At 54.6% G+C, this 23476-nt stretch carries 24 protein-coding genes; 7 read left to right on the top strand and 17 right to left on the bottom strand.

Annotation, left to right across the window (positions count from 1 at the left end):
• Positions 1-10 precede the first annotated feature (10 nt).
• Together uxaC and RCA23_RS01455 are read left to right on the top strand one after the other, a co-directional pair.
• Positions 11-1375: a glucuronate isomerase gene (gene uxaC / locus RCA23_RS01460; RefSeq protein WP_044051171.1), complete on the top strand. Its 1365-nt coding sequence runs from the start codon at positions 11-13 to the stop codon at positions 1373-1375.
• Positions 1376-2575 carry a mannitol dehydrogenase family protein gene (locus RCA23_RS01455; RefSeq protein ID WP_044048735.1) on the top strand — a complete coding sequence of 400 codons (1200 nt, stop codon included), beginning with the start codon at positions 1376-1378 and terminating at the stop codon, positions 2573-2575.
• On the opposite strand, the gene RCA23_RS01450 is transcribed toward RCA23_RS01455, so the two are convergent.
• The 5 genes from RCA23_RS01450 to RCA23_RS01430 are packed head-to-tail and all read right to left on the bottom strand — an operon-like array spanning position 2562 to position 7732.
• Entirely contained in the window at positions 2562-3425 is an 864-nt protein-coding gene (locus RCA23_RS01450) for a sugar kinase (RefSeq protein ID WP_044048734.1), read from the bottom strand. The genes RCA23_RS01455 and RCA23_RS01450 overlap by 14 nt on opposite strands.
• A complete protein-coding gene (locus tag RCA23_RS01445; RefSeq protein WP_044048733.1) occupies positions 3422-4303 on the bottom strand; it encodes a DMT family transporter in 882 nt (293 codons plus the stop codon). Before RCA23_RS01445 ends, RCA23_RS01450 begins: the two co-directional genes overlap by 4 nt.
• Before the next feature lie 2 nt (positions 4304-4305).
• Positions 4306-5193 (bottom strand): NAD(P)-dependent oxidoreductase, encoded by an 888-nt coding sequence (locus tag RCA23_RS01440; protein WP_044048732.1) that lies wholly within the window; start codon positions 5191-5193, stop codon positions 4306-4308.
• Positions 5194-5228: 35 nt separating this feature from the next.
• On the bottom strand, positions 5229-6233 hold the full coding sequence (locus RCA23_RS01435; RefSeq protein WP_044048731.1) for a Gfo/Idh/MocA family oxidoreductase: 1005 nt from the start codon (positions 6231-6233) through the stop codon (positions 5229-5231).
• Positions 6230-7732 (bottom strand): UxaA family hydrolase, encoded by a 1503-nt coding sequence (locus tag RCA23_RS01430; RefSeq protein ID WP_044048730.1) that lies wholly within the window; start codon positions 7730-7732, stop codon positions 6230-6232. Before RCA23_RS01430 ends, RCA23_RS01435 begins: the two co-directional genes overlap by 4 nt.
• Positions 7733-8273: 541 nt before the next feature.
• Here RCA23_RS01430 and RCA23_RS01420 point away from each other — a divergent pair.
• Positions 8274-8519 carry a hypothetical protein gene (locus tag RCA23_RS01420; protein WP_169701302.1) on the top strand — a complete coding sequence of 82 codons (246 nt, stop codon included), beginning with the start codon at positions 8274-8276 and terminating at the stop codon, positions 8517-8519.
• A complete protein-coding gene (locus RCA23_RS16365; protein WP_169701301.1) occupies positions 8516-8674 on the top strand; it encodes a hypothetical protein in 159 nt (52 codons plus the stop codon). The genes RCA23_RS01420 and RCA23_RS16365 overlap by 4 nt, the downstream gene beginning before the upstream one ends.
• 95 nt (positions 8675-8769) lie before the next feature.
• Here RCA23_RS16365 and RCA23_RS01415 read toward each other — a convergent pair whose 3' ends face one another.
• Entirely contained in the window at positions 8770-9693 is a 924-nt protein-coding gene (locus RCA23_RS01415) for an NAD(P)-dependent oxidoreductase (protein ID WP_044048727.1), read from the bottom strand.
• Positions 9694-9826: 133 nt separating this feature from the next.
• Here RCA23_RS01415 and denD point away from each other — a divergent pair, with 133 nt between their 5' ends.
• On the top strand, positions 9827-10792 hold the full coding sequence (gene denD, locus RCA23_RS01410) for a D-erythronate dehydrogenase (protein ID WP_044048726.1): 966 nt from the start codon (positions 9827-9829) through the stop codon (positions 10790-10792).
• On the opposite strand, the gene RCA23_RS01405 is transcribed toward denD, so the two are convergent.
• The 6 genes from RCA23_RS01405 to RCA23_RS01380 form a co-directional block, all read right to left on the bottom strand.
• Entirely contained in the window at positions 10789-12048 is a 1260-nt protein-coding gene (locus RCA23_RS01405) for a ribulose-bisphosphate carboxylase large subunit family protein (RefSeq protein WP_044048725.1), read from the bottom strand. The two genes, denD and RCA23_RS01405, sit on opposite strands and share 4 nt — an antisense overlap.
• The gene (locus tag RCA23_RS01400; protein ID WP_044048724.1) at positions 12045-13373 is read right to left on the bottom strand and encodes a four-carbon acid sugar kinase family protein; all 1329 of its coding nucleotides are present in this window, start codon (positions 13371-13373) and stop codon (positions 12045-12047) included. The genes RCA23_RS01405 and RCA23_RS01400 overlap by 4 nt, the downstream gene beginning before the upstream one ends.
• A gap of 13 nt (positions 13374-13386) precedes the next feature.
• Complete coding sequence (locus RCA23_RS01395) at positions 13387-14217, bottom strand: phosphogluconate dehydrogenase C-terminal domain-containing protein (protein WP_044048723.1); 831 nt, start codon at positions 14215-14217, stop codon at positions 13387-13389.
• Between the two features lie 24 nt (positions 14218-14241).
• Positions 14242-15837 carry a TRAP transporter large permease gene (locus RCA23_RS01390; protein WP_044048722.1) on the bottom strand — a complete coding sequence of 532 codons (1596 nt, stop codon included), beginning with the start codon at positions 15835-15837 and terminating at the stop codon, positions 14242-14244.
• Positions 15837-16649, bottom strand: coding sequence for a TRAP transporter small permease subunit (locus tag RCA23_RS01385; RefSeq protein ID WP_044048721.1), 813 nt, complete (start codon positions 16647-16649; stop codon positions 15837-15839). Before RCA23_RS01385 ends, RCA23_RS01390 begins: the two co-directional genes overlap by 1 nt.
• Before the next feature lie 108 nt (positions 16650-16757).
• Positions 16758-17771 (bottom strand): TRAP transporter substrate-binding protein, encoded by a 1014-nt coding sequence (locus RCA23_RS01380; protein ID WP_044048720.1) that lies wholly within the window; start codon positions 17769-17771, stop codon positions 16758-16760.
• Between the two features lie 226 nt (positions 17772-17997).
• Between RCA23_RS01380 and RCA23_RS01375 the strand changes: the two genes are divergently transcribed.
• A complete protein-coding gene (locus RCA23_RS01375; RefSeq protein ID WP_044048719.1) occupies positions 17998-18669 on the top strand; it encodes an FCD domain-containing protein in 672 nt (223 codons plus the stop codon).
• Positions 18670-18801: 132 nt separating this feature from the next.
• A complete protein-coding gene (locus RCA23_RS01370; RefSeq protein ID WP_044048718.1) occupies positions 18802-19779 on the top strand; it encodes a LysR substrate-binding domain-containing protein in 978 nt (325 codons plus the stop codon).
• Positions 19780-19788: 9 nt separating this feature from the next.
• On the opposite strand, the gene RCA23_RS01365 is transcribed toward RCA23_RS01370, so the two are convergent.
• Genes RCA23_RS01365 through RCA23_RS01350 form a run of 5 tightly spaced genes read right to left on the bottom strand, consistent with a single transcriptional unit; the run spans position 19789 to position 23335 of the window.
• Positions 19789-20541, bottom strand: a complete 753-nt coding sequence (locus RCA23_RS01365; RefSeq protein WP_044048717.1) for an SDR family NAD(P)-dependent oxidoreductase — start codon at positions 20539-20541, stop codon at positions 19789-19791.
• Complete coding sequence (locus tag RCA23_RS16640; RefSeq protein WP_236631379.1) at positions 20538-20918, bottom strand: NAD-binding protein; 381 nt, start codon at positions 20916-20918, stop codon at positions 20538-20540. Before RCA23_RS16640 ends, RCA23_RS01365 begins: the two co-directional genes overlap by 4 nt.
• Complete coding sequence (locus RCA23_RS16635; protein WP_201770468.1) at positions 20900-21460, bottom strand: NAD(P)-dependent oxidoreductase; 561 nt, start codon at positions 21458-21460, stop codon at positions 20900-20902. Before RCA23_RS16635 ends, RCA23_RS16640 begins: the two co-directional genes overlap by 19 nt.
• A 1-nt stretch (position 21461) precedes the next feature.
• Positions 21462-22505: a transketolase family protein gene (locus tag RCA23_RS01355; RefSeq protein ID WP_044048716.1), complete on the bottom strand. Its 1044-nt coding sequence runs from the start codon at positions 22503-22505 to the stop codon at positions 21462-21464.
• On the bottom strand, positions 22502-23335 hold the full coding sequence (locus tag RCA23_RS01350; RefSeq protein ID WP_044048715.1) for a transketolase: 834 nt from the start codon (positions 23333-23335) through the stop codon (positions 22502-22504). The genes RCA23_RS01355 and RCA23_RS01350 overlap by 4 nt, the downstream gene beginning before the upstream one ends.
• Positions 23336-23476 lie beyond the last annotated feature (141 nt).

Below are 23476 nucleotides of genomic sequence, written 5' to 3'. Positions count from 1 at the left end.
GGGGATGGACATGACAGGCACTCTAAGCACAACCGCTGAGCGACTGTATCTCAGCATGAAAGAGCTACCAATTGTGTCCCCCCATGGGCATTGCGATCCCAGTTGGTTTGCGCAAAACCAACCTTTCGCCAATCCTGCTGCGCTTTTGGTCACGCCAGATCACTATGTGTTTCGTATGCTCTATGCCCAAGGTATCCCCATGGCAGATCTTGGGATTGGCGCGCCTGGCGCTGAGGCAGATCCACGCGAGGTATTTCGCCTCTTCGCCGCGCATTGGCACTTGTTCCTCGGCACACCCACCCGGCTGTGGATGGAGTATGTGTTGAGTGAAACATTACAAATCTCGCAGCCCCTCACTGCGCAGACCGCAGATGCGATCTACGACGACATCTCGGAGCGTTTGCAGCAAGCGGAGTTTTTGCCCCGTGCACTGTTTGAGCGCTTTAACATTGAAACCCTCGCCACCACCGACTCAGCCTTGGATGATCTGGCCCACCACAAGAGCCTTCGCGCCAGCCATTGGCCCGGCCGGGTGATCCCAACCTTTCGCCCCGATGGGGTGCTCGATCCGCTCGATCCAAATTTCGCCGCTAACCTTGCGCAACTGGCAAAGATCACCGATCACAGCCTCGACAGTTTTGACAGCTATCTGGCCGCTTTGCGCATGCGCCGTGCGGAGTTCATAGACTGCGGCGCAACCGCCACCGATCATGCCATTGATATCTTGCACACCGAATGGCTCGCAGATCCAGGGCCGCTCTATCTCAGCGTGGCAAAGGGCACAGCCACCCAAGAGGAGGCCCGGCGCTTTTATGGCCATATGCTGATTGAAATGGCGCAGATGTCTATCGAAGATGGGCTGGTCATGCAGCTCCATGCGGGCAGTCGCCGCAATACCAACCGCACAATTTTAGACAGGTTCGGCCGTGACATGGGCGCCGATATCCCCCTCACCACCGATTGGGTGAATGGTCTGGACGCATTGCTCAACCGGGTTGGCAATTCAGCGGAGCTGCGCCTCATTCTTTTCACGCTCGACGAAACCACCTATGCGCGCGCTTTGGCGCCTATGGCGGGCCATTGGCCCTGCCTGCGGATTGGGCCACCTTGGTGGTTTCACGACAGCGCCAATGGGATTGCACGCTATTTTGATCAAGTGGTTGAGACCGCAGGTTATTTCAATCTTGCCGGGTTCAACGATGACACCCGCGCTTTTCTCTCCATACCGGCCCGCCATGACCTGTGGCGGCGCGGGGTGGCCCTGCATTTGAGCCATCAAATCGAACGTGGTGCTTTTGGCCTCTCGGGCGCAGAGGATCTCGCGCCGCTTCTGGCGGTTGACCTGGCGCGGCAAGCGTATCGGATCGAGGTTTAAATGCGGCAGATCGTTCACTTCGGCCTTGGCAATTTTGCCCGAGCCCATCTATTGGATTACACAGCCGATGCTGGCGGCGACTGGCAGGTCATTGGTGTCAATCTGCGCTCCAGCACCACACGCGATGGTCTGGCGGCACAGGACTATGCCTATGCGCTCAAGGTCCAAGGTGTTGGGGTCAAACAGATTGCAGTGATAAACACCATTCTTTTGGCCTCAGAGGGCCAACAGCCCATTTTACAGGCTATGGCACATGCCGATATCATCTCGGCAACTGTCACCGAAAAGGGGTACCATCTGGATCAACATGGCCAGCTTGACTTGCAAGACCCTGTGATCGCCGCTGATCTCACTAGCCTGCCCCTGCGCGGCCTCATCGGTTTCATTGCCCATGACCTTGCCCAAAGAGATCGGCCTGTCACGATCTTGAGCTGTGACAATCGCCCGGGCAATGGCGACGCCTTGCGTCAGGCCGTCCAGCAATTTGCGCAGGCAGCACATTTGACTATTGATTGGAGCCTGGCACGGTTTCCCAACGCCATGGTTGACCGGATCACGCCAGCAACCACCGACCTTATCCGCCAAGAGTGCAACGACCCAATGGCTGTGCCCACCGAGGCGTTTCGGGAATGGGTGATTGAAGATTGTTTTGCCGGACCACGCCCCGATTGGCCGGATGTGCAATTTGTCCAAGACGTGCGGCCCCACGAGCTGCGCAAATTGCGCATGCTGAACGGCGCGCATTCATTTCTCGCCTATGCCGGTCTCGCGCAGGGGTATGACTTTGTTCATGAGGCCATTTCAGATCTGCAATTGCGCCGCCAAGCCCTGTCTTTGATGATGGAGGCTGGCGCCACCTTGCCCCAAGACATCCAGGACCAAGTACCGGCCTATGCGCAAGCGCTGCTCGTTAGGTTTGACAATACGGAACTGGCCCATCGCTTGGATCAAATCGCAATGGATGGCAGTCAAAAACTTCCCTATCGAATTTTGGACACCCTGCGCCTGGGCGCTACACCCGTTATGATCTCAGCCGTACGCGCTTGGATGTCCTATTGCATCGCCCAAACCGCACTGGGTAAAAAGCTGAATGATCCTTTGGCAGAGGAAATCGCGAGGGCCGCAATCTCCGCTCGGCCAGAGCGCCAGTTGTTACAGCTGATTGGCGCAGAGGATTTGGCGCCGCTCATTTTGGAATGATCGCACCGCGATATTGCACCACCCGCGCCGCCAGCACATGCCCCGACTGGAGAGCCGCCGCTTGGCCCTTGCCCGACAAGAGCGCGCCCAAATAACCACCATTGAAGCTGTCGCCGGCCGCAGTTGTGTCCAGAACTTCTGTCACCGGTTCATATTGCGCCACAACCGGCTCCCCGAGGGATAAAGGCCCGCGTGCACCACGTTTCAGCGCCCCAGATTTGGCTTGTGTCAAAAACCGCTGCGCGACCTGTGCCTCTGTCTCACCAAACACTTCCATTTCATCATCAATCGATGGCAAAGAGATGTCGGCCCGCCGCCAAAACGCAGCTATGATTTTGCGAGCCGTCGCGCGATCCTCCCATAGGTGCGGCCTATAGTTGCTGTCAAAAATAACCTGAATCTGCGCCGCATTCAGCCACTCCAACAGGGCCAACCTTAAGGTTTGCGGTAAAATTGCAAGCGTGATCCCGGACAAATACAGGCCATCAAATTGCTCCAAAAAGTCAAAATCTGCATCTGAAAACATCTGGCGTGCGGCTGAGTCACTGCGCCAATAGGTGAAACTGCGCTCCCCATCTGGCGCGGTGTTAATGGCATAAAGCCCCGGTGATTTATCCGCGATACGCCGAATATTGGAATGGCCCAAATCATTGGCTGCAATAAAGTCCACAATGCGCTTTGAAAACATATCCTGCCCAAGACAGGTCACATAATCGACCGTTACGTCCGGCAAGCTGCGTTTGAGATAGATGGCTGTATTGAGCGTGTCGCCGGCCACAGCCAGGTGCGCCTGATCACCTTCCATCGACAATTCGATCATGGCTTCGCCTATGCAGGCAATACGCTTCATTTTTGCTCCCTGCGCCAAATGATCAACCCAGCGCTCATGATCACCATCGCCCCCAAAATTGTGCCCGCATCTGGAACCGTGCCGAACAATAGATAGCCCCAAATCGCGACGAAGACCAAAAAGGAATAGGTAAATGGCATCAGCTGATTGGCGGTGCCAAAGCGGTGGGCATTGGTCAAAAGCTGGTGACCGCCCCAGCCCAAGACCCCCAGGCTGACCAGCACAACCATGCCCCAAATGGTGTCAGGCTGTGTCCATGTCCAAATTGCAAAGGGTGCCATCAACGCTGTGCCGATAAACCCCATGTAGAACTGCATGGTCTCCACCGCCACAATGCCCGACAATCGACGCGTCATGATCGAATAGAGCGCCAGCGCGACCGCATTATACATAATCATCAGCATGGCCGGATGAAAGGCTGTCCCAAAGGGGCGCACAACGATCAAGACGCCGATAAATCCCAAGAAAATCACGCCCCAGCGCCAGGGCTCCACCCGCTCACGCAGAACGGAGACCGACAGAAAGCACACCACCACCGGGCTGGAAAACATTATGGCCGAGACCACCGTCAGGGGCAAAAACTGCAAGGCATAAAAGTTTGACAGGGTGGCAGAAACCAAGAGCAAGGCTCGGCTGATCACTTGCCAGACATGCCCTGTCTGGAACCGCTCGAGATTAAATCCGTCTTTAGAAATCACACCAATGGATATCACCAAATGCCCCGCATAGCGCATGAAGGCCAATTGAAAGGCCGAAAACCCTGCCATGGCCAACCATTTTGCACCGGTATCCACCCATGAAAACAAAAGCCATGCGGCCAGCATCAAAAGAATGCCAAGGCGCGGCAGGTCCGCCATGGATTTTGCGACAACCGCCATGGTTACGCTTGAAACCGCTTAACGTAAAAATCAACCATTTGACTAACCATATCCTCGGCTTGACCCATGTCACAAGCTTCATTGAGCGCGGCCAGTGGCCCTTTGGACATAAGGCTGTCGACACCAGCCTCTTCGGCCATGCGTGCGTAATATCCAACGTCTTTGGCGGCATTTTTGATTGCAAAAGCCAATTGTGACGGATCCCCATCCACCCCATAGGCTTTGACAAATCCCATCATGCCTGACTGGAGCGGTCCCGCCGCCATCACATCATAGAGCTGTGCGCGATCCACCCCAGCCACATCTGCCATAGCAAAAGCTTCTGCCATGGCATTGGCAATCGTCATACCGAAAAAGTTATTGATCAATTTGATCGTATGGCCAGATCCGACCGCGCCTAAGTAGAACACATTTTCGCCCTGATCTTGCAAAACAGGCTCCACCGCATCAAAGGCGGCCTTATCCCCAGAGGCCATAATATTGAGTAGCCCATCTTTGGCATGGGCCGGCGTGCGGCCTAATGGGGCATCTAAGAATTGCCCGCCGGCCTTAGCGACCTCAAGGGCAAGCGCGCGGCTGCTGCCCGGCAAAGAGGTGCCAAAGTCCACCACAACAGCCCCCGGACGCAGCCCAGCAATCACCCCATCCGCGCCGCGCATCCGGCTTTCAACATGATCAGACGTTCCCATGCACAACATGACGATGTCGCTGGCCTCAGCAACAGCCTTGGCCGTGCTGGCCTCTTGCGCTCCGCGGGAGATGGCACTGTCCAACTGACGGCGATCTTTGTTGCCCAATACCGTCAGCGCATAGCCGAGATCTTGCAGCCGACCCACCATTGCGCCCCCCATGAGCCCCAGTCCAATAAATCCAATTCTTGCTTTGCCCATGGTCGTCCCTTTTTAAAATTTTCTGAATGAGCGCATCACACCTGCACCCTGCCCATTTCAGATTGCCCGGCCAATTCAGCCTCTAAACTCAAAGCAACTTCCAAGGTTCTCGTGGCATCAGCCACATCGATCATTGGCTCTGCCCCGTCGATAACCTCTAAGAAATGATCCAACTGCGCGTCCAACGGCACTTTTACATTCTTCTCAGCGGTGGTGGAAATTTTTCTCGCCGCCTGCCCCCAATCTTCACCCTGCCATAGGGTCATTGAGGGGAAGCTCAAGGCCCCTTTGGTGCCCGTGATCCACATCATATCTTGATGGGTCGCTCCGATATTAGGATTTTCGCCGGTACCGGCCTCAAAGCCCCAAGGGCTTGGTGTGACGTCAGAAAAGGCAACCGTTCCAACTGCACCGGTCTCAAACCCAAATGCAATCGCACCGGTCTCGATCCGAACAGCGCCACGTTGCGACCGGCCCCGCAACGCTTTGGCTTGGACAATTTCACCAATCGCAAACCGCAGTATATCAATGTCATGCACCAGATTTATCATGACCGGGCTGCCGTCTTGGGTTCGCCAATTGCCCTGAAAATACGCATCAGGCTTGCGCATGGCCCATATCACCTGCACCGTCACCACCTCGCCGATCTGTCCGGAGTCCAAACACGACTTCAACTGCTGAACCACCCGATGATAGCGGCGGTGATGGCCCACGAGTGACGCAATTTTGTGGTCCTGTAAGACCTTCGCCAGCTCGCGCGCTTGCTGAAGACTTCCGGCCACAGGTTTTTCGATCAACATCGGCCAGCCCCGCGCGGCCGCTTCCATGCCATGGGCTGCATGCAAATGGGTCGGAGTGGCGATAATCACCCCATCCACCGACGCGGTGACCTCCGCCATAGAGGCAAAGCGCGGCGTATCAACGTCCAGCGACATATTCGGATCGGCCAATCCGACAAGGCTGCACCCGGGATGGGCTTTGACCGCCTCCAAATGCCGGAGGCCAATCAACCCGCCGCCAACCACCAAAATCCGTTTCACATGACTGCTCCAATTTGCCATGGAACAAATTCATAATCCCCGAGCCCCTGCGCCTCAGATTTAGTGACCTCACCGGAGGCCACGCGCAAAAACATCTCGTAGATTTCGCGGCCCTTTTGCTCAACGCTGACGCCTTTGGAGAGAATTTCACCGGCATCTATGTCCATATCTTCCGACATGCGCTTGGCCATTTCACTATTGGTGGCCACCTTAATCGTGGGTGCAGGTTTGGATCCAAACGCAGAGCCGCGCCCCGTGGTGAAACATACCAGATTGCAGCCACCGGCGATCTGGCCTGTGACCGAGGCCGGATCATAACCCGGGCTGTCCATGAAGGTGAACCCACGGCTGCGCACGGGTTCGGCGTATTTATACACCCCAGTCAGAGGTGACGTTCCGCCTTTTGCCGCCGCTCCAAGTGATTTTTCCAAAATCGTCGTCAAACCACCAGCCTTATTGCCAGGGCTTGGATTGTTATCCATGGAGCCATTGTTGCGCGCCGTGTAATCCTCCCACCATTTGATCAGACCAAGCAAGCGCTCACCCACCGCCGGGGTCACTGCACGGCGGGTCAACAGATGCTCAGCACCATAGATTTCAGGGGTTTCGGCCAACACGCCCGTCGCACCTTGGGCCGTCAACAGATCGCAGGCATAACCGAGCGCCGGATTGGCGGTCACGCCTGACCAAGCATCAGAGCCGCCGCATTGCAACGCGACCATCAAGTCAGAGGCCGGGCACTGCTCGCGGCGTGCTTGATTGGCAATTGGCAGCATAGCTTTGATTTTGGCAATGCCGAGCTCAACGGTCTGCCGCAGGCCTGCAACTTTTTGAATATTCATCGTTTGAAAGGTCTCGCTGTGCTTAAGCCCATAGGCCTCAAGCAACCAATCAATTTGGTTCATCTCACAGCCGAGGCCCACCATGAGCACCCCAGCATGGTTGGGATGTTTGGCATAGCCCCACATCACCCGCTGTAGAGCCTCAAACCCATCACCAGAGTCGGCCATGCCGCATCCCGTGCCATGCACAAAGGCGGCCACACCGTCCACATTTGGATACTCCGCCAGCACATCCGCCGTAAAATGATCCGCGATCATGCGCGCGGCAGTGGCAGAGCAATTGACCGAGGTGACGATGGCAAGGTAATTGCGTGTGCCAACCGTGCCGTTTTCACGGCGATAGCCCATGAAATAATCCTGCGTCGCGGCCGGTGCCACGGCGCGTAAATCTGTTGAGAACTCATAGTCTGTATCAGTATTGCGAAAGGCCACGTTGTGGGTATGCACGTGATCACCTGGCAAAATGTCACAGGACGCATAGCCGATGATTTGGGCATATTTGCGCACAGGATCCCCTGCGGCCATTGCTTGGGTGGCGACCTTATGGCCGGAGGGGATCGCGGAACGGATAGCGATCCGCTCAACTTCACTGTCAGGGGATAAACTGCGGGTCGCCGTCACCACCGTATCGGCTCGGTCCAATCGTACGAAATCCATCTCAATCCTTATGAGCAGCCCCACTTGGGTGGTCCAGTTTGGAAGTTAGTGCATGACTAGCCTTTGGTCCACCTGGATGTTGGCTTCTGGCGCAGGCGGTGTCAACTTCGGTTTCATTGGTGATATCACAGGGCAACACCAAAGCTTGGTTATGTTCCTCTGCAGTTTGCTGCAAGCGGTCCTTCGCGTCGGCCAACGAGGCCCACATGCCAGCCCTCTGCCAAGAACACCTTGGCACTTGCGCGGCCGACGCCGCTGCCTGCAACTGTGATGAGAATGGATGGCATGGTGAACTCCCCTTATGATTGCAGCCCCGAATTGGCGGTATTTTCACAAGTTGGCAATTTGGTATACCAAATGCAAGTATAATTCGCCGTCAAAAAAATGCGCGATGCCCCCATTCATGGGGCGACTGATTATCGGAAGCCCAAAAAGCTGACCTTGCGCATGAATTCTCCACGCACAACCATAGCATGGATCTCTGCATTTAGATGCCGACCGAAGGGGTTCATTTGCGAGCCATATGGTTGGAGTTATAGCCGTGAAGCCCACATTTTCATCACTAATCGGCGTGCTTATCGCGGTCCATGCGGTCAACGACAACTACGCACGTTGCAGCTTAGTCACATTAGATGCTGTCCATGGCATGCAAGAAGGCGATACGGTTCTCGCGATGCTTATCCAAAAAGGTGGCATCGGTTTTATGGCAGACAGCCCGATGCGATACCTTGTGAGCATACAAAACGTCCACTTGCCTGCGTGGTGCAAAGGTTTGAGCCACAATTGACCTATGCCGACTGGCCGAAGCATGTCGGACTTTATGCCAGCCTTGGCGACCAACTCGCAAAAAGCAGCACCATTGCAATGGCCGACATCTACGGTGTTGTCGTCGTGCCGTATTTCGAGAGTGGTCTCAAAGCTAGACGTTGTGGGCGCCGCTGAAACCGCGATGGCACCCAACGTCAGAAGCGGATTCAGCGAATAGCAACGCATTATTTAATTTACTGAGCGATGGCCGTGCCACAATGGACAACTGATCAGTCGCGGCCTTTGGCGGCCTCGACCTCCATGTCCATGCCGTTCATCCGCGCAACATGATCAATCAGCATCGGAACGTAATCAGCGCCCTGCCCCAAGGCCTCTACATGAGTAAAGTAATGTTTGGCTGCCCCTGCCATGACGTTTACCACGCCAGCCTCTGCAGCCATTGTATTTACATAGCGCAAGTCTTTGGACGCATTTTCGATTGTAAATTTATGAACCTCCCGATCCCGATCGACGGCGTAAGTCATGAATGTATCAAAGAACCCATTGGACAAGCGACTTGATCCAATCACTTCGCGCACTTTCGCAGGCTGCAAACCAACCGAAGCCCCTAAGACGGTCGCCTCAGCATAAAGCGCGGCGTAACCCATTGAAATGAAGTTCATCAGCAGTTTCATTTTGTGGCCACTACCAGTGCCGCCGACATGGGTGATGTTCCCTGCCCAGCATTCCAACACGGGTTTGATCTTGGCAAAGGTCGCCTCATCGCAGCCGACCATTGCATCAAGCGTACCGGCCTCGGCTTCCTTCGGCGTGCGCCCCAACGGCGCATCAACTAGCGTAGCCCCTTTTTCTGCCAACTCATCCACCAAAACCGCTGTTGAGTTGGGATCTGCCGTCGTGGCGTCGATAACGATAAGTCCGTCGCGCGCTCCCGCAAGAACACCGTCACAGCCACGGATCACCGCCTCAACTTGTAGTGAGTTCGACAGGCACAGGTGGATGATATCGCAGTGCTGCGCCATCTCGCGTGGGGTCGTCGCCTCTTGCGCGCCTTTGGCAATCAGACTTTCGAGCGGCTCGCGGTTACGGTTGCCTTTGATCCACATCGGATAGCCACATTTGATCAGATTACTCGCCATCCCGTGACCCATAAAGCCCACGCCAATAAAGCCAATTGTCATATCTTGCGCCATTTTTATTCCTCCAGGTGCGAGCCCTTGACAAGGGCGCATTAAATCACGTTGATGAAATGGTATACCATCACGGCAACGTTGCAAGCACGAAGCACATAATGTCATCAGTGCTAGGCACATAGGGGAATATGACATGAACATTCTGATACTAGGCGGTGGCGGTTTTTTGGGCCAAAAGCTGGCATTGAAATTAGGTGCCAGCCCGACGCTAAAGGGCAAGGCGATAACACAAGTTACGTTGGCAGACGTCATGGAACCGCCCACAATCGAAGCCCCCTTTCCTGTCCAAACCGTCACTTGCGATATCAGCGATGCCGCGTCAGTTGCTACCTGTGTGACAGCAAAAATTGATGTGATCTATCTGCTGGCCGCGATCGTCAGCGCCCATGCAGAAGAAGACTTTGACGCAGGTATGAACATCAACTTGTTCGGTACCTACAATGTGCTCGAGCGCTGCCGTGCCTTGGGAACAGTACCCATGTTGGTGTTCTCTTCTTCAATGGCTGTCTATGGAGGCGAGGCGAAGGATCCACTTGGCGATCACAGTTACCCCAATCCACAGACGTCTTATGGAATGCAAAAAGCAGCGGGTGAGTTGCTGATCAATGATTATTCGCGCAAAGGGTTCATCGATGGTCGAGCTTTCCGTCTACCGACCATATCCGTGCGTCCCGGCAAGCCGAACCGCGCAGCCAGCAGCTTCATGTCATCAATTCTGCGAGAACCGCTGAACGGCCGAGAAGCGATCTGCCCCGTTGAGGCGGACTTCTTACACTACTATCTTAGTCCACGCCGCTGCGTTGAAAATCTGGTCAAAGGTGCCGAATTGAACGCCGCAGACATAGGCCAGAACCGCGTCATGCAAATGCCTGGCAAGACATGGTCCATTGCTCAAGTCATCGACGCAATGACAGCCGTTTCAGGCCCTGAAGCAGCTAAACTAATCCAATGGGATCCGCAGCCCGATATTAAGCAGATCGTGTCAGGCTGGCGTTGGGACATCCACGCGGACAAAGCACTTCGTTTGGGCCTGAACGCCGACGACACATTTCAAGACAATATTCGCTACTACTTGGAAGACGACAAACCGAACGACTAATTCCGGTTCACAGTGCTCTTAAATGTTGCCAACGCAGCCGCTAACTCAGGGTGATCTTTGGCGTAATCTTCCACTCGCTCGCCTGCCTTTTGTGCGGCTGCAGCTTGGCGTAAACTAGTAATACCTGCAGCGGGTCCGTCCGGATGGCTCATGATCCCACCGCCTGCGCAGAACAGAAAATCGTCATTCCCGAGCAGTTCCATCGAGGGGCCTACTTGCCACGCGGTTTGACCAGAGGAAAATACCGGTAAAGCCACGTGTGGCCTAGCCTCGCTCAGGGGCGCTTGCACGGCGCGCGCGGAGTTAGTAACGACGTCATCATCCTCAGTGAACTTGTTGGCGAGACCGTTCACATGCAAATGATCGCTGCCCGCCAACCGCCACAGTTTTTGCATTACGGAATAGGCGACCCCTATGTGCGGCGAGCGCGACATCAAACCCCATCCATTGCGGTGAGCATGGATCGGAAGCGGGCTGTGGTCGCGCATCGCCCTCAGGCCAGCCATGCCGATAGAGTTTAGCGATATCATTGCACAGGTCGCACCAAGGCTTTCGAGCAGGTCAATGTTACGACGCATCGCGTCAATCTCGTCAGTGATATTGAAGGCATACATGACCTTGCGCCCTGACTTTTGCGCGGCACTATTCAAAACCTGCATCACCAATTTGGCGCGATCAGCAAACGGGCATGCGGGTCCGTTGCCTTGCAACTCGTCATCCTTGATGAAATCGATGTCCGCCTTCGCCAGATCACTAACAAGTTCGGCCGTTTGCTTAGCACTTAATCCAACGCTCGGCTTTACAATCGTCCCGATCATCGGCCCGCTTGGCACTCCCATCAGCTGTCGCGTGCCTGCGATCCCAAACTGAGGGCCAGGACACCCTGTTGCCAGCGCATTAGGTATACCAAGATCCACAAGCCGGATCGCAGAAAGTTCGGCCAGTTCAAATAAATTACCTGCAACAGTGGCAAGGATATTGGGCAAGGACGGGCCAAAGTTTTCCATCGGCCAACTAATGGTTACGCGGCCTTGCTCATAGTTCTCAGCACTTAACCTACACGGCAAAGCAGGATGACTAGAGGTGCCCGTGATTTCAATATGATCCAACCGCGCTGCGGAGCGGCCGCGCAATGCGTCGGTCTCAGATGCGAGACGCATGAAGGTGCCTGTCGATTGCTCACCAGCCATAACTTCAGCGGCGCGCTGTACGCCCACGGGGCTTTCGATTTCATAGGTTGCTTTCAAACGTGTCATTTTTGGCCACCTCCATTCAGAACCCATCCAAAGTAATCGCGGCTGCCCATCTGTCCGCCCTTCAGTGCCAACGTAAGCGGCCGCGTTCCGCCATGGGCAAAGCAAATTGCAGCGCCTGGAATGGTAGGGGCGGCGGCGGTAAGTGCATCGATGCCCAAGGCCCTGCACACATGCCCCGAGGTATCGCCACCCGAAACCACAGCGCGATCAAGTGCCGATTGATCGACGAGCCGCGCAAGGATACGTCCAAGAGAAGTGCCAATCTCATCGTTTATTTGTGCAAGATCGTCGCCAGCCGCCTCTCGTAATTGCATGACAGCCAGGTCATCTGTGCCACGCGCAGTATAGATTAGCGGGACTTGATCGCGCTCCAACGCGGCTTTCGCAGCAGCCAAAACACGGATTTCTTCGGCAGCAAGATCACCTTCACAAGCCCGTACAACATCCAATCTGATATCCACAAATCCGTTGTCTAGCGCCCATGCAATTTGATCCCCCGTAATTGGCGATACCGAACCTGACACCACAGCCATCCGCTTGGCGCGGCCAATGCCTTTGACGGCAGGTGACGCCGCAAGCACACCTGTCTTTTGGAAATACGCGACCAATGCATAGGCGATCCCTTGTGAGCCAACTACAAACCGATGCCCAGCGCCCCACAACAGCTCACCCGCAGACGTAACATCTGCGGATGTCATCTGATCAATAGTGATCCCACCCTGAGCAATGTCCATCGCAGCCTTAGCGCCTTCCAGATCACTCAAAACTTCAAAATTGAGGCAGTGCATCGCCATTTTGGTTTGTGCCGACAAATGCACTGCCACATCCGCTTCGCCCATAGGTGTCACGGGATGCCTAGCCATAACGGGGTGTCTGTCTAAACGGAAAACCCCTGCATCAGTTCCTGCAAACAGCTGCCCAAATGCTTGGTAACGGCGCATTTCAGGGGCTGCTATCATGACCGGGATTGTGTTGGTATCAAACGCCTTTGAACCGATGTCCATAGCTTTGCCGATTGATCCAATATGAGGTGCTGAATCGAGGGTTGAGCACGTCTTGTATTGCACCAATGTCGCACCTGTTTTTGCGAGAATATCGAATAGGACTGGCAATTCTTCATCCATACGATCAGCATCAAACGTACGTGCCATACTGGCGATACCGATCCCACGCATATCTGGAAAATCTTCCATCCGTTCTGGTGTTGGCGGGCGCAAGAACAACACTGCCGGCAAGCCAGCGAACGCCAGTACTTCCATGACGGCTGCGGCACCAGTAAAATCATCACCCAGCCACGCCAGAACAGGTTTTTCGCCAATATTCATTAGATCTATCAGTTTAGGTAATGCGTTGAATACTGGCGGCAATCTCGTCTGGCTCGAACACCCGCTTCCAGTCATCACGCATCAGGACAGGCTTGCCGAATTCAATCGCCTTGTTGCACGCGTCTGAAAACACTCCATCAACTTCCTCAAATATTACAGCACCAAGAATGTTCATATGGCCGAGTAAGAAGTCACGCGCAGCTTCCTTTGGCACGCCACGGCGTACAACTTCGTCCATGGCTTCACGCATGACGTCTAGCAAGGATGCGCAAACGGTTTCGGACAAGCCTGGCTCCAGCAAGGCCATCTGTTCGACCGTGACACGGTGGCTCCGCGCAACAGGCGCATAGATGGCGCGACCCACTTTTTCACCCAAAGCATAGTGATTCTCCGGGCCTTGCATCAGTGCGTTTACGATACCCTGTTCTGCGGCGATCCCACCGAAGTAGTCCTTCCGGCCAGCGTCTGTTTTTTCGTCGTTGTAAATCGGGGGATGGCAAGGGTGCGTAACAAAATAAGTAACGTCTTCACGAGCGGGTAGATGGCCAGCAAATGGACCCGCCGCATCAAGGCAGATAACCATCGCGCCACTTGGCACTTTGTCGATGATCGTAGCGGCGACGGCTTTGATAGCGGTATCTGGGACGGCCAGCAGGACGATGTCTGCACCCTCCATCGCACTGTCGATGTCGACGCAATCAACGCCCACAGTCTCTTTCAATCGAGCGCGTCCGGCTTCGGAGATTTCAACATGCGCCACGTCGAAATCGGTTCTCGCAAGGTTGGCGGCACTCCGTACACCCATCTTGCCGCCAGCACCCATAAGAACCAGTTTGTCAGTCATATTATTTCTCCATATTAGCCGTAGTCATAAGAACATGGTGATAATGTTCGGCCAGATCAGCAGGGTTGAAAGTGCCAACAGTTGCAAACAGATGAACGGCAAGAAACCGCGGAAGATATCTGTCAGCGAAATCTCGGGCGGCGCAACAGACTTTAGATAGAAAGCCGCGGGGCCAAAGGGTGGTGACAAAAAGCTGACTTGCATGTTCATACAGAATACAACGCCGAACCAGATCGGAATGTAGCGTGCTTCTATGCTGCCGAAGAGCCCGATTTCCTCAACTGGAAGTCGTACTACGATGGGTAGGAATACCGGCATAATCAAGAGCACGATACCGACCCAATCCATGAACATGCCCATGATCAAAAACACAAGCATCATCATCAATATGATACCCATCGTTGGCAGCTCTGCTCCAATGATCATGTTAGCTACATAGGTTGGTCCACCAACAAGCGTATAGGCAGCAGCCAAAGCTGCTGCACCGATTGTGACCCAGATAATCGTGCCTGTCGACTTAAGCGTACGGATCAAGCTGTCCCAAACGATATCAAACGTCATTTCGCGGCGGATGATACCGATGGCGAATACGGCGATCACACCCATGCCGGCAGCTTCAGTGATACCTGTAATGCCACCATAAATGGACCCTAAGACCACACCAATGACAACAATTGGGGCTATGAGTCCTTTACCCATTTTCCAACCACGTTGGGTACGTTCACGTCCAACGACCACGAACACAATTAAAGCAAAGATCACAAACGCGCCAACTATCCAAGGGATGTCAGCGACCATACCCAACGTGATCGGGTCTTCATTTTCGCGGATTGTATTGTCACCTGTCATGGTAAAAAAGACCGCGCGAAGGAACAAAACACCCGACACCCACATCGCAAAGCGTGAGATAAAGCCGAGGAACATCAAACCCTTTTCTGAGCCTTCGGGCTCGCCCGGGATTGGATCTGGCAAGGGGGCTAATGATGTGTTCGCTCGCGTGCGGATCAAAATATATAGAATGAAGAACGATGCTAGCATAAAACCTGGCAAAAAAGATGCGGTGAACAACGCCTTGATAGATGTCTCTGTTACAAGACCGTAAAAAATTAAAACTATCGATGGTGGTATCATGGTTCCCAGTGAACCAGACGCACAGATCGTACCAATAGCAAGATTGCGATCATAGCCAAGTCGTAACATCTGGGGCAAAGCGATTAAGCCAAGCAGCACAACTTCACCGCCGATAATACCAGACATCGCGGCCATTATTACCGCCATGATAGACGTAGCTATGGCGATGCCGCCACGCATCCGGCTCATCCAAACGTTGAGCGACGAATACATATCCCGCGCAATACCAGACCGCTCCAGCATTGCAGCCATGAATATAAATAACGGAACCGATATGAGCACATAATTCGTCATTTGCCGATAGACCGCCTGCCCCAGGACAGACAGCGGGCCACGCCCAAAATCACCCCATAAAAGATCAGGTGGGAACTTTAAAGAGAGGGTGACAACAGCCAAGAACGCCGAGGCAAACCCAAGAGGCATACCAATGGCCAACAGGGCGAACATACCCAGAAGAACGATAAGAGATAGTGTGCCAATATCGACCATTAGTTCTTTTCCTCAAGAGTACGGCGGATGTTTTCGATTTCCATTTCATCGATCTCGTCGGCCGGTGTGTGCGACTGCGGTGCCTTATTCCAATCGGCGAACAAGTTAGAAACAGCTTGAATGCAGACCAAGACAACAATGATTAGTAGTGCGGGTTTGACAATACCAGGGATAGGCGGATCCCAAGCCGTGCCAAAGGTCTCCATCCGCATGAAGCGGTTCTCGGCATCGGTATAGCCACCCCAAACAAGGGCGAAGGTGAAGGCAACGATCAACAGGACGGAGATACAGTCAGATGTTTTTTGCATCCACCAAGGCATTGTGTCGTAAATGATGTAAATTCGGATATGGCTACGTTGTTGCATGGCGTAAAGTCCTGCAAACAAAAAAACGAAACATCCGATCCACAGGGACAGTTCATTGGCCCAAAGTGTTGGCCGCGAGAATACGTAGCGCGAAACGACCTCGTAGAACATTACTAGCACAATAAAAGCTGTCATAATCATCGCAAGGCGCCCCAAAACCACGGACACAAGATCAAAAAAACCGTCAGGAGGCGTTTCAATTGCGCCTTTAGTGTCGGACAAAAAGATTGATGCAAAGATTAATGATATTGCTAAACAAGTGAGTGTTACCTGTACCAGCGGCTTTCCCGCAGGACGTATCATCTCAAACATACCGTAGGGTTCTACTGCGAACATTCGCTGCCCAACAAGAAACAGATAAAGCAAAAGTGTGAGGCCACAAAAGACGATCATTCCCGTCTTGATCGGCGCTCTCATGCGCCCTAAAAAAAGCGATTCTATCTGCATTTTTTGCTTCCTAATCTTTCTGTGATTGGACATCAAATTCGGGTCAAAAAAGGCGGGCACGGACTGCACCCGCCTTGATCATTAAGTGTTAGGGGCGGTCATCCAATATTACTTGATGAGACCCAGCTGGCGAAGGTAAACCTTGTGGCTTTCAACTAGCGCTGCTGCCTCCGGACTACGTGTGGCCCAATCGTCCCAAGCGGCCTGCGCTGCAACGCGGAATGCAGCTTTATCTTCAGTTGACCAATCATATAGGGTGACTCCCTGCTCTTGGAGCATAGCAGCCGCCTCAGTATTTGCCTTCTCATTCAACATTGCTATTTGGAACGATAACTTTTGCCAGGCCGTCTCCATGATGCGGCGCTGTTGTTCGGTCAGGCCTTCCCACACAGCTTGATTACAAGCGAGGTGGTCTGATGGCATAGAATGGAAACCAGGATAGTTCGCGTGCTTCACGATGTCGTAAAGACCTAGTCCCACGTTGTTGGCCAAGCCAGATGCATCCGCACCGTCGATGATACCCGTTTCAAGCGCAGTAAAGATCTCAGTAAAGTCCATCACGATTGGTGACGCACCCATTTTTTCGAATATCTCTGTCTCCATGCCTGGAGGTGAACGGAATTTCCAACCTACAAGATCTGCAGGGCCAGCAATTGGCTTAGAAGACGCAAACGACTCCTGACCATAAACCGCCCACCCAATCAACTGCATGCCCTGAGCGTTGTAGAGCTCCTGAGCCGCTTCGTAGCCGTCGCCATAGTATAGCCAGCTATACTGCTGCCAAGGGGTGTCGTACCCGCCCATGATGTCGCCAACGAATTGGAACGCGGGGTTTTTACCAGTTTGGTAAGCGCCGCCTGTTGCATCACAATCAAGAATGCCATTGATTGCAGCATCGAATGTTTCAACAGTAGCAACAACAGACGATGAATAGAACATCTCAATAGAGATCTCGCCTCCAGACATAGTTTGGACGTCATCTACCCATTGAGCCAACATCTTACCTGTAGGATGCTCAGTAGCATAGTGTGTTTGGATGCGTAAGGTTACGTCCTGTGCGAATGCCGCGCTAGCCAATGTAGCACCGGCGACGGCGGTCATAAGTAATGTTTTAAGCTTCATATTCGTTTCTCTCCCTTTGAGGCACTTTACGCCTAATTATTCTCACTAAACTTTGGAGTTAGTGATTTAAGATGGTATACCATCTCAGGAGATACCCTACTCATTTCCAAATCGGCACGCAACAGATTTCACTCATTTCTAAATCGACACGCAACAAATTTCGGTATACAACTTTCGAAATTTCAACTTATCAGAAAAAATGCTGGGAATAATGCAAGGGCCCCAAATGTCGGATCAAACTTTGCCAGAAAAACTTGCAAATCAGCTGCGCCGCGACATCTTGCGAGGTAATCTCACTCCTGGAGATTCTGTAAAAGAGCGCACCAGAGCTAATGATCTTGGCGTTAGCCGAACACCAATGCGCGAAGCAATCCGTATCGTAGCGCGCGAAGGTCTGATCACCTTACGACCTTCGCGTAGTCCCATAATTGCAATCCCGGATATCAAAGCCGTTACCGACGATGTCGAGGTTTTGATATCAATTGAAAAGCTATCAGGCAAATTAGCATGTGAGCGTGCGACTAACAAAGACATTGATGAAATTGCTGCAATCACGCAGCATATGTCCGAAAACTATAGCACTATAGACACCGTCGACATGTTCGAAATCGACATGAGTTTTCATTCTGCAATTGCTAAAGCATCGCATAATGAGCCCATCGCAGAAATCCACACTCGTTTCTTGGCGCGTCTTTGGCGAGCGCGTTTTCTTGCTGCAGTTAAGCGTCGGAATCGTAGTAATGTGATAGCGGAACATACTGCTATTCTAATGGCATTGCGTAATAGAGAGCCTTTGGCCCTTGATGCTGCCATCGGAAAGCACTTGGATCAACTATCACGAGATATCATTAGCGTGATCTCCCATGAAGGTCAAAATTTGAAGGCAGTGACAGATTAGGATGTAGGCCGAAGTTTGGGGATAAGCGGACTTTCGTGAAGGCACAAGCGGCGACACGTCAAAGCGAGGGGAATGACAATGAAGCAGCGAAGTAACGGTCTCGATGCATTCCAGATAGTGGTATTCTGATCGATGCCATTGACACCCAACCTCAACGCATATCTCTATTTCGAGACAGTCGCACGGCGCGGCACGCTTACCCGCGCCGCCGAGGAGCTTTCGGTCTCCCCTTCCGCTGTCAGCCAGCAGGTAAAACTTCTGGAGCAGCGGCTTGGGGTCAAGCTCTTTCGCCGTGACGGGCGCTTGCTCAGTCTGACCCTGGAGGGGGAGCAGTTGTTCCAGACTTCCAACACCGCCCTTAGGATGCTGCGCGATGCCGACCGGCATCTGGGCAAGACGCGCGATACCCATCGCCTTAATCTGCGGGTCACGCCCAGTTTCGGAGTGCGGTGGCTGGGGCCGCGTCTGGCTGACTTCGTAGCGCGCCACCCTGACTGGGAATTACGCGTCGATGCAGCACCGGACCCCACTGATTTCGAACGCGAGGTGATGGACCTCGACATCCGGTATGGCACGGGCGACTGGCATGGTTTGCACGCCCGCGCTGTTGTGCACGACCATGTGCTACCCCTGTGCAGCCCGGCATATCTTGAAAGTTTGGACGCATTGGATGACCCTGCCGAGATGCTCGATCAGGCTCGTCTGATCGACAGCGCACGGGCGATCTGCCAATGGGACTTCTGGCTGATGCACAACGGGATCGAAACCCGTGGCAACACTAAGTCGATCCTGATGGACCGCTCTTCTATGGCGCTGCAACTAGCCCTGGACGGGGCAGGCATCGTGTTGGAATCGCTTGCACTTGCATTGCCGGAAGTGACTGAGGGCCGGCTTGTTCCTGTCCTGCCGGAGATACCGGTGCTGATGTTTCCGTCGTATTGGGCAATCTGCCCGGCCCGTTTTCTCAACCGCCGTCCCGTAAAGCTTTTTCTCGGCTGGCTGGATACCGCAGTGTCGGAACATACTGCGCAGATCGAAACAGTGCTCGACCAACACGGATTGACGATCGAGGCATTCGATCTTGATCACGGCCAACTGGCGGCGCGATAGCTTCTTATCCTAATGAATGAGCGATCCGCCATTCACGTCCACTTCAGACCCTGTGACATAGGCCGACAAATCGGAAGCAAGGAACAAGGCACAGCCTGCAACATCCGACGCCTCACCGGCCCGGCCCATGGGAATACCCTCAAGTATCATGTCCATCATCTCGGCGGTCAACTTGCCCCCTGTGATATCCGTGGCGATGAAACCCGGACAGATCGCGTTGGAGCGGATGCCATCAGGCGCGAGTTCCCGCGCCATCGCTTTGGTCAGCCCCAGAATGCCGGCCTTGGCGGCCGAATAATGCGGTCCACCGAAAATCCCACCGCCGCGCTGTGCGGACACGGACGACATGTTTATCAGCTTGCCCGTCTTGCGCTCGCGCATATGTGGGATGACGGACTGGCTCATGTTAAGTGTGCCAAGCAGGTTTACGTCCATCACCGCGTCATAATTCTCGTGGCTGATATCCATGATCTTCAGCGGCTGCGTGATGCCCGCATTGTTCACGAGGATATCAATCTGCCCCAGTGCCTTGAGCACGGTTGCCACGGCATCATCACAATCCTGCTTGCGCGTCACATCGCAGGCCAGACCAATGTGCCCATGGCCGATCTCAGCAGCCGCATCCTCTGCCTGCGCCGCGTCCAGATCAAGGATCACGATCCTGGCACCGTGTTCTGCAAAGAGTTTCGCCATCGCCTTGCCAAGACCGCGTGCGCTCGCTGCGCCAGTAATGATTGCCGTTTGTCCGTCGAGAAGTTTCATGTGTTGGCGTCCTTTGTCGCGGAAATTTCCGCTTCAGTTTCGGTAACTCTGCACCCGGTCAGTGCCTCATAGGCGCGGATCACGGCGCTGTCGTCTGACCGTCCCAGTCCCATGCCACCCGCGCCCACCATCATCTGATAGGCCGCCGCAGCCAAAGGTACCGGCGCGCCACTATCGCGTGCGGATTGTACGACAAGGCCCAGATCCTTGATAAATATGTCGACAGTCGAGGTTGGGACCGGATCGGTCTGCATCATGCGCGGTGCGCGGTCGTCCAACATCCAGCTTTGGCCAGCAGAGCTCGAGACGATGTCTAGGAGCGTTTTCGGATCGCAACCCGCCTTGGTGCCAAATGCCATCAGTTCCGCAGCGGCCACCAGATGCACTCCGGCAGCCAGTTGATGCACGACCTTATAGGTTGCCCCATGCCCGGTGCGTCACCAAGACGGTGAACCTTTTTCGATATTGCCGCCAGCACCGCCTCGGCCCGATCAAACGCAGTGTCGGGGCCGGATGCCATGATGGTGAGTGTACCGCCGTCTGCGCCGACATGACCGCCAGACACCGGCGCATCCAGCATCAGGTGTCCTGCATCGTTCAATCGCGCCGCAATCGCCCGTGCCTCTGATGGGGCAACCGTGGAGGACAGGATGACCACGGCGTCTTTTGCCAGCGCATCCAAAACGCCATCGAAAAGCGCTGCCTCGGCCTGCGCGGCTGTCGCCACCATCACAAGCAACAGGTCACAACCCGAGACTGCATCCACCGCGCTGTCCTCGGCGATTCCCCCGGCGCCAGCGAACCGATCTCGCGCGGCTGTCGACAAGTCAAAACCACGCAGCGAAATGCCCGCCTGCATAATGTTGCGGGCCATGCCCTGCCCCATTGCACCCAGCCCGATAATCGCAGTACCACCCATTTTAGTCATCCATCCATATTTTGATCTGTGCAGTGATCCGCTCGACCGTGATACCGTACTGATCGTGCAGTGTGGGCAGCGCGCCCGCGTCAAGGAATTCATCCGGCAGCGCGATCTGTCGGAAGGGCACATGCACCTGCGCCCGCATCAACGCACCCGCGACTGCTTCGCCAAGTCCGCCGGTGATCGAGTGATTCTCGGCCGTCACGACCAGCCGTCCGCCCTTGCCTGCCTCGGCACAAATCATCTCTGCGTCCAGTGGTTTGATCGTCGGTGAATGCAGCACTGCACAGGAGACGCCATCGGCGGCCAGCGCCTTGGCCGCATCCAGCGCGCGCATTGTCATGAACCCTGAAGAGATGATCAGCACATCCGACCCATCATGTATCATCTGCGCCTTGCCAAGTTTGAACTGGTAGCCGTATTCGCCCAGCACGTTCGGCACCTTGCCACGCAACAGCCGCATGTAGACAGGGCCGGGCGAGTTCGCGATTGCGCGCGTCGCCTGATCAATCTCGACTGCATCGCACGGGTCCAGCACCGTCAGGTTCGGCATCCCGCGCATGATCGCCAGATCCTCAGTCGCCTGATGACTGGGGCCGTACCCAGTGGACAAACCGGGCAGCGCGCAGCAAATTTTGACCGGCAGGTTTTCCTCGGCAATTGCCATGGCGATGAAGTCGTAGGCGCGGCGCGCTGCGAACACGGCGTAAGTCGTGGCGAAAGGCACGAAGCCCTCACGCGCCAGACCGGCGGCGGCAGACATTAGCAGCGCCTCCGCCATACCCATCTGATAGAAACGGTCGGGATGGGCCTCGGCAAAGATATGCAGATCGGTATATTTCGACAGGTCCGCCGACAGGCCGACGATATCGTCGCGCGATTTCGCAAGATCGACCAGTGCGTGCCCGAACGGGGCCGCCACGGTATCGCGCCCTTCGGCATCCAGCGACGCGATCATGGCGCTGGTGGCAACCCTGTCGCCACCAGCCACCGTGCGGGGCGTATATTTTGATTTGCGGCGCGAGAAGGCGGGAATGGTCATAGCGGTTTATCCTCGTCCAGAAGGGCAATTGCCTTGGTCCACTCATCCGCCTCGACACGGATGAAGTGTGTGCTTTCGCGCTGTTCCAGAAACGGAATGCCCTTGCACATCTTGGTCCGGCAGATGATGACGCGTGGCTGTGCACCATCGTGGTTGCGTGCGTTGTCGAAGGCCCGAACCAGCGCGTTCAGATCGTTGCCATCGACCTCTTGGGCGTACCAGCCAAAGGCTGCCCATTTCGGCGCTTCCTCTTGCGTCGCCAGCACTTCCAGCGTCGGCCCATCGGCCTGCTGGTTGTTGAAATCAACGATGGCAATCAGGTTGTCGAGTTTCCATTGTACCGCTGACATGACTGCTTCCCAGGTCGATCCCTCCCCCAGTTCACCGTCCGACAGCATGTTGTAGACGAACGCGTTAGACTGCTTTCGTTTCAGCCCAAGAGCGGCCCCCACGGCGATACCCAGACCGTGGCCCAATGACCCGCCGGTGATCTCCATCCCCGGCGTATAGGCCGCCATACCCGACATCGGCATCCGGCTGTCGTCCATGCCGTAGGTCTCGATCTCGTCTTCGGGCAGGATACCGGCCTCGAGCAGTGCTGCGTAAAGTGCGATCGCGTAATGGCCGATAGACAGATAGAAGCGGTCGCGCCCCTCCCATTCGGGATCTTCTGCGCGGTAGTCCATGGCGTGAAAATAGGACGCCGCCAGCACATCCGCGACACCAAGCGCCTGTCCGATATAGCCTTGCCCCTGCACCTCTGCCATCTGCAGGGCATAGCGCCGGATTGCCCAGGCACGGCTGGCCAGGCTCACGTTGGAACCATTCATTTTGCTTCGATTTGGCAAACGGGTCGCCTCCCTATGGCACGGTCAATTTTGGCTATATTGCCACCGCGGTGGGTTCACACAAGCGGGAACTCGTTAACGACTATGAAGCACAGCTTAACAATACTGTGCGATATTGTGATG

The organism is Planktomarina temperata RCA23 (genome assembly GCF_000738435.1).
Lineage (GTDB): Bacteria > Pseudomonadota > Alphaproteobacteria > Rhodobacterales > Rhodobacteraceae > Planktomarina > Planktomarina temperata.
The sequence above is the reverse complement of the archived record's forward strand: the minus strand, read 5'-3'. Positions and strand labels throughout refer to the sequence as shown.

Coding starts and splice junctions, on each gene's coding strand:
- RCA23_RS01380 (WP_044048720.1), bottom strand. CDS start 17,771: ATGAAGCTTAAAACATTACTTATGACCGCCGTCGCCGGTGCTACATTG.
- RCA23_RS01375 (WP_044048719.1), top strand. CDS start 17,998: ATGTCGGATCAAACTTTGCCAGAAAAACTTGCAAATCAGCTGCGCCGC.
- RCA23_RS01440 (WP_044048732.1), bottom strand. CDS start 5,193: ATGGGCAAAGCAAGAATTGGATTTATTGGACTGGGGCTCATGGGGGGC.
- RCA23_RS01370 (WP_044048718.1), top strand. CDS start 18,802: ATGCCATTGACACCCAACCTCAACGCATATCTCTATTTCGAGACAGTC.
- RCA23_RS01430 (WP_044048730.1), bottom strand. CDS start 7,732: ATGGATTTCGTACGATTGGACCGAGCCGATACGGTGGTGACGGCGACC.
- RCA23_RS01445 (WP_044048733.1), bottom strand. CDS start 4,303: ATGGCGGTTGTCGCAAAATCCATGGCGGACCTGCCGCGCCTTGGCATT.
- RCA23_RS01385 (WP_044048721.1), bottom strand. CDS start 16,649: ATGCAGATAGAATCGCTTTTTTTAGGGCGCATGAGAGCGCCGATCAAG.
- RCA23_RS01405 (WP_044048725.1), bottom strand. CDS start 12,048: ATGACACGTTTGAAAGCAACCTATGAAATCGAAAGCCCCGTGGGCGTA.
- RCA23_RS01455 (WP_044048735.1), top strand. CDS start 1,376: ATGCGGCAGATCGTTCACTTCGGCCTTGGCAATTTTGCCCGAGCCCAT.
- RCA23_RS01450 (WP_044048734.1), bottom strand. CDS start 3,425: ATGAAGCGTATTGCCTGCATAGGCGAAGCCATGATCGAATTGTCGATG.
- RCA23_RS01350 (WP_044048715.1), bottom strand. CDS start 23,335: ATGAATGGTTCCAACGTGAGCCTGGCCAGCCGTGCCTGGGCAATCCGG.
- RCA23_RS01355 (WP_044048716.1), bottom strand. CDS start 22,505: ATGACCATTCCCGCCTTCTCGCGCCGCAAATCAAAATATACGCCCCGC.
- RCA23_RS01415 (WP_044048727.1), bottom strand. CDS start 9,693: ATGGCGCAAGATATGACAATTGGCTTTATTGGCGTGGGCTTTATGGGT.
- RCA23_RS16635 (WP_201770468.1), bottom strand. CDS start 21,460: ATGGGTGGTACTGCGATTATCGGGCTGGGTGCAATGGGGCAGGGCATG.
- uxaC (WP_044051171.1), top strand. CDS start 11: ATGACAGGCACTCTAAGCACAACCGCTGAGCGACTGTATCTCAGCATG.
- RCA23_RS01400 (WP_044048724.1), bottom strand. CDS start 13,373: ATGAATATTGGCGAAAAACCTGTTCTGGCGTGGCTGGGTGATGATTTT.
- RCA23_RS01395 (WP_044048723.1), bottom strand. CDS start 14,217: ATGACTGACAAACTGGTTCTTATGGGTGCTGGCGGCAAGATGGGTGTA.
- denD (WP_044048726.1), top strand. CDS start 9,827: ATGAACATTCTGATACTAGGCGGTGGCGGTTTTTTGGGCCAAAAGCTG.
- RCA23_RS01390 (WP_044048722.1), bottom strand. CDS start 15,837: ATGGTCGATATTGGCACACTATCTCTTATCGTTCTTCTGGGTATGTTC.
- RCA23_RS01365 (WP_044048717.1), bottom strand. CDS start 20,541: ATGAAACTTCTCGACGGACAAACGGCAATCATTACTGGCGCAGCGAGC.